Annotated in this window: 8 protein-coding genes; 6 read left to right on the top strand and 2 right to left on the bottom strand. The window is 45.7% G+C overall.

The features are described 5' to 3' along the window. From ACGF7G_RS21470 to cdiI, 4 genes are all read left to right on the top strand, one after another. The coding region (locus tag ACGF7G_RS21470; protein ID WP_387468250.1) for a DUF637 domain-containing protein at positions 1 to 1724 on the top strand (1724 nt) is incomplete at its 5' end. A gap of 12 nt (positions 1725 to 1736) precedes the next feature. Next, positions 1737 to 1994 carry a MafI family immunity protein gene (locus ACGF7G_RS21475; RefSeq protein ID WP_110085971.1) on the top strand — a complete coding sequence of 86 codons (258 nt, stop codon included), beginning with the start codon at positions 1737 to 1739 and terminating at the stop codon, positions 1992 to 1994. A gap of 191 nt (positions 1995 to 2185) precedes the next feature. Continuing rightward, positions 2186 to 2752 carry a CdiA family toxin C-terminal domain-containing protein gene (locus ACGF7G_RS21480; protein ID WP_387468252.1) on the top strand — a complete coding sequence of 189 codons (567 nt, stop codon included), beginning with the start codon at positions 2186 to 2188 and terminating at the stop codon, positions 2750 to 2752. Further along, positions 2752 to 3105 (top strand): ribonuclease toxin immunity protein CdiI, encoded by a 354-nt coding sequence (cdiI, locus tag ACGF7G_RS21485; protein ID WP_387468254.1) that lies wholly within the window; start codon positions 2752 to 2754, stop codon positions 3103 to 3105. Before ACGF7G_RS21480 ends, cdiI begins: the two co-directional genes overlap by 1 nt. A 42-nt stretch (positions 3106 to 3147) precedes the next feature. On the opposite strand, the gene ACGF7G_RS21490 is transcribed toward cdiI, so the two are convergent. Continuing rightward, complete coding sequence (locus ACGF7G_RS21490) at positions 3148 to 3375, bottom strand: SymE family type I addiction module toxin (protein ID WP_387468256.1); 228 nt, start codon at positions 3373 to 3375, stop codon at positions 3148 to 3150. Positions 3376 to 3408: 33 nt separating this feature from the next. Here ACGF7G_RS21490 and ACGF7G_RS21495 point away from each other — a divergent pair, with 33 nt between their 5' ends. Both ACGF7G_RS21495 and ACGF7G_RS21500 read left to right on the top strand, forming a co-directional pair. After that, positions 3409 to 4326 carry a hypothetical protein gene (locus tag ACGF7G_RS21495; RefSeq protein ID WP_387468258.1) on the top strand — a complete coding sequence of 306 codons (918 nt, stop codon included), beginning with the start codon at positions 3409 to 3411 and terminating at the stop codon, positions 4324 to 4326. A gap of 17 nt (positions 4327 to 4343) precedes the next feature. Beyond that, a complete protein-coding gene (locus tag ACGF7G_RS21500; protein WP_387468259.1) occupies positions 4344 to 4844 on the top strand; it encodes a DUF2247 family protein in 501 nt (166 codons plus the stop codon). A 40-nt stretch (positions 4845 to 4884) separates the two neighbouring features. On the opposite strand, the gene ACGF7G_RS21505 is transcribed toward ACGF7G_RS21500, so the two are convergent. Then, a partial coding sequence (locus ACGF7G_RS21505; RefSeq protein WP_387468261.1) for a SymE family type I addiction module toxin occupies positions 4885 to 5100 on the bottom strand: 216 nt, incomplete at its 5' end.

Raw genomic sequence — 5100 nt, forward strand, 5'->3', positions numbered from 1 at the left:
CTTACAGCCGTTGGGACCAAAAAAGCACCCGCTTAAACCCGGTCGCAGGGGCCGTGATGGCGATTGCGGTCGCGGCGGTCACCGCGGGCTCTGGCCTGGCGGCCTGGGCAGGAAGCGGTGCTGTTGGCGCAACCGGCGTCACCGGGGCTACAGCGAGCGCGGTTTATGGGGCGGCGTATGGCGGAATGATCGGGCTAGCCTCGCAGGCGGCGGTGGCCTTAATTGAAAACAAAGGCAATCTCACCCAGACACTGTCAACCTTAGCACAGCGCGATTCAGTCAAATCTCTCGTGACACAAATCACCGTGGGTGGGGCATTAGGGGGATTGGACCACACGATGGGGTGGGGAAAACTGGTCGAAGGAAAAACCGTGGTCGATCCTCTAAAAGCACAGCTGCCTTTATTGAGTCAGAATAATTGGAGTCAGGTGGCCCAGCGTATTGCGGCACAATCCGTCGTGAGTTCAACATTGGGCACCGCTATTCATGGCGGCAGCTTGACGGACAATCTGCAAACCGCGTTGTTGAGCAATATCGGTAGCCAGATTAACGCGGAAGGGGCCGGGCTGATTGGGGATAACGGAGAAATTTTGGGGGTGCCCGGTAAAGCGATTAGCCATGCGGCGGTGTCTGCCCTGGCGGCAGAGATTGGCGGTGGAAATGCCAAAGGGGCAGCGGTGGGGGCGTTAGCTGCGGAACTGGCGGCGATAACGCTGGATAAAACCTTTAGCGACCCGATGAACATTCAGGCGGGTGGCAAAATCATCGGCGGCGTGGCGGGTGCGATTGCGACAAACAGCGCAGCAGGCGCGAACAGTGGTGCCAATGCCGGGGAAATAGTCATTGAGAATAACTTCTTGAAGCACAGTGACTTTGGTGGGCTGGCGAATTATGGACAGGCGCAGGGTTCATTAGCCAATAAAATGCTCCAAGACGGTGCAACACCGGATGAATTGTCAGAAGCCTTGGCGAAGCAAGCGAGAGGCACCCATCCCGAAGGCCAGGATCCAGCCAGAGGACTGATTGTGGCGTGGGGGAACTTCTTCGGTGTGCCGTTGGATGTGGTGATGTCCAATGAAAAAATGACACCGGAGAAAGCCGCTTCCATCGTTGCCAGCGGTGTACCGACCAGTGAAGCGAAAGTGATGCAGTATGTGGCGGCAAAAGCATTCCTATCGTTGGCTAAAAATCCGGGGGCGGGCAGTAAAACAGGAAACACGCTGCCTCAATGGAGTGCCGGAGAAGGAAAATTCAGCCCGAAAGATCAGGGTAAAGTTACAAACGTTGAGAATCCAACAAGTAAACCTGACGCAAAATCACTGCCTTACAAAGATACAGTTGGAAGCGTTGGTAAAAGTACAGATTATGTAGATATTCTCCCTCCTGAGGCGAAAAAACATATACTTTATGGAGATAGTCCTACAAGTGGTGGTCATATTTTCCCAGGAAATCCTGGAAAAACAACGTTCCCATCTAATTGGACGAAAGAAAAAATTGTTCATGAAATAGGTGATATTGCGACCTCTCCAAAAACTCAATGGTATGCACAATCAGGAACTGGCGGGCTTTATACCAAATCTGGAAAACCTGCTAGATGGGTTGCCTGGGAAGTTCGTGATGGTGTTCGTATGCGAGTAATCTATGAGCCTGCAAATGGTAAAGTTGTCACTGCGTTCCCAGATAACGTATCGAAACCAGCAGCAACCTTGAAGCCTATAAAATAAGGAGTAATGAATATGCATGTGAACCAAAAAATAAGGCTTTTGGGGGAAGGATTGAAAGATCGATTAGAACCTTCACTTGTTGATTATGACTTGGAATATATAGATCATGCCGAAAACGTACTAGCATTCGAAACATTATGTGATCATATAGCTGATTATGACGTTGAAATAACAAAAGATGAATATCATCAAATAATTAAGATAGTGAATGAATTATCGTTAGAAGTTGATGAAAGATATCTATACATTAATCCAGACAAAGATTCTTGAGTGATAAAAGATCCCAAGCCAAGTGCTGGGATCTTCCTTTTTAGCCGTTAGTTCTGCTCAACAAGCCGGATAATCAACTGCCCGTGCTCAACTAACCTGCACCGGCAGTCCGGTCGCAAAGCCCGCTTCTTCCAGCCAGAGGGCTGATTGTGGCATGGGGGAACTTTTTTGGTGTGCCGTTGGATGTGGTGATGTCCAATGAGAAAATGACACCGGAGAAAGCCGCTGAAATTGTGTCCAGTGGCATTCCGACCAACGAAGGCAAAGTGATTCAGTATGTGGCTGCGAAAACCTTTTTGGGGCTGGCTAAAAATTCTTATCCAGATGGGATCAATTTTAGTTTAAATCAAAAGCATCATCTGACTGATTTTGATGGAATATCTAAAAAAGGAGTAGGTGGTACACACAACGCTGACGTGTTTAAGCGAACGGTATCGGAGCAAGGAATTAAGGTTGTCAGTGAAACACCCAGTAACGTCAAAGGCATTACTCAAATTGAGTATCAGATTCCATCAAAAGATAGGGCAGGAAATGTCACTGGACATAAAGCACAAGTATTGACGAAAACAGTATATGATCCGAAAGTTTTCTCTGATCAAAAAATGTTGGAACTAGGTCAACAGGCTGCTTCTAAGGGTTATGAAAAAGCCATTTCTCAGGGGGTGCGTGAGTATGAATCGTCAGCCGGTGGCGTTAAATTCCAAGTTTATTTGGATCAAGAAACAGGTAGAGTTATGAACTTTTTCCCGGTGGCATAATGAACAATCAACATCTTTTCGAAAAAGTAGATTTTGACAACGATTCTGAATGGGTGATGAAAGAGTTTTTTAATTCTTTATATCTTCAAAATAAGTTTTTATGGGCGTTACCGTATATCCTGAAAAAAAATGGGTGTGGTGTTAATGAAACCTATTGCATTTTTCCAGATTTTGAGGATCCAGACCCTGAATATCACTTTGATGGCATTACTTTTGGTGTATGGGAGGGAGAAATTATCGTGCCTGAATCTGTTGGTTTTGAATATGTCAGATTAGCCTGTGAAAAATATCTTCAACTACATCCAGAAGATGAAGATGAGATAGATACTTTACTCAAACAACTGCCTTGTTAACTTCAAGATCCCAGCCCAAGCGCTGGGATCTCCTTTTAGCGGTCAATTATTCTCAACCAGCCGGATAATCAGCTGCCCCCGTTCAACGGTGATGTTCACTGCCTGTCCGGTGGTAAACCCGGCTTCTTCCAGCCAGTTACCTTTAAGATGCACACTGACAAGGGCCCGGCGGGAAAAACCGGCTTTCTGGGGCGAAAAGCGCGTCAGGAGGTTTTGGGTTCGGCGACAAAGCAGCACGGGAAAAAACGGGTTGTAACTGACTGAGGGCATTATGAAAATCGGCGTCCGGCGGTCAACGTCGCAATGGAATGCGTTGTCATTGAGAATAACTTCTTGAAGCACAGTGACTTTGGTGGGCTGGCGAATTATGGACAGGCGCAGGGTTCATTAGCCAATAAAATGCTCCAAGACGGTGCAACACCGGATGAATTGTCAGAAGCCTTGGCGAAGCAAGCGAGAGGCACCCATCCCGAAGGCCAGGATCCAGCCAGAGGACTGATTGTGGCGTGGGGGAACTTCTTCGGTGTGCCGTTGGATGTGGTGATGTCCAATGAAAAAATGACACCGGAGAAAGCGGCTGAAATTGTGTCCAGTGGCATTCCGACCAACGAAGGCAAAGTGATTCAGTATGTGGCTGCGAAAACCTTTTTGGCATTAGCTAAAAGTTCGAGTGGCAATAAAATGGAAAACCTACTTCCGCAATGGAGTGCCGGAGAAGGGAAATATAACCCGAAAAATCAGGGACTGGTGACAAATGTTGAGCATCCGGTTGGTAAGTTTGATGGGAAGTCGCTGCCTAATGAAAAAGGAAGCATTTCAAGTAAAAAAACCATCAAGAATGACGTATTAGATAATCCAAGGGTTGGAACTGGTGAGAAGGGAACAGGTAGTGGGAATAAAGTAGATCAGCTACCTAACAAAACTGTTGTTGATATTGATGGGAAAGAAATATCTGTTTATTCAAATAGGAATAAGCCAACAGCGACACAAGAATTTCCTTCAGTAGCTAAAGCTCATGGGTTCAATGATATTGTCGACAATTATGCAGGCTTAGCAACACAAACGAAACTGAAAAATGGAGCTACTCTTTATCAATTGCCAGGGAGTTTAAATGGGGTTGAAGGACGATTTGAGTGGATAATAGATCCGAAATTAGATGGCGTAAGTCATAGAATGTTTGTCACTGGAGGAACAGTTAATGGAGTACCATCAAAACCATGATAAATGAAATGTATTTTTTGGCTAATCAAATGGGATTAATTGATTGGGGAATGATTTTTCTTGGGGCTAAGGGAAATCCAGCTGGTCATTTATCAGCTGCTAATATTAGTGAATTTGCGTGTAGTGAATTGTCAAAACTCGATATGACTGACGCTCTTTTGACCGAGGTATCTGAAGCTGCTTTTTGCACAGAAATTACTGGCGAATTAATTAATAACTTAGAGGCTATATGTGATAAAAAAAATGTAAACCTTCAATTATCAGAAAGAAAGTGGAAATGTATAGCTTTATATTTTTTATTGTTCAAAGAGTTACCTGATGATTATGTATATGCTCTCCTTAAGCTGAATGAGTTTTGGGTTCTTTGGGGGGATAGTGTAGATTCACCGAATATAGTCCAGGGTGTTGGTAATAATCTTTCACCATCTGAGTATTATTCGGAAGAAAATTATCACTCATTGATAGAAAAGCATCATAATTGGTTAGATAGGGAAATTGAGCAATTACGATTGAGCTAATACTGATCCCGGTCTTGAGCCGGGATCTCTTTTTTAGCCGTCAGCCATTCTCAACCAGCCGGATAATCAACTGTCCGTGCTCAACACTGACCTGCACTGGCTGTCCGGTCGCAAAGCCCGCTGCTTCCAGCCAGTTACCTTTTAAGTGCAAACTGGGATGCTGGCTGTAATAGCGGGTCATGCCCGTGGTTCGGTCTTCGTGGCGGGTGCTGGTATAGCCGACCTTATAGCGGCGTTGAGCTTTCGAACTGCCTGA

It is taken from the genome of Photorhabdus sp. RM323S (assembly GCF_042879375.1).
Taxonomy (GTDB): Bacteria; Pseudomonadota; Gammaproteobacteria; order Enterobacterales; family Enterobacteriaceae; genus Photorhabdus; species Photorhabdus tasmaniensis.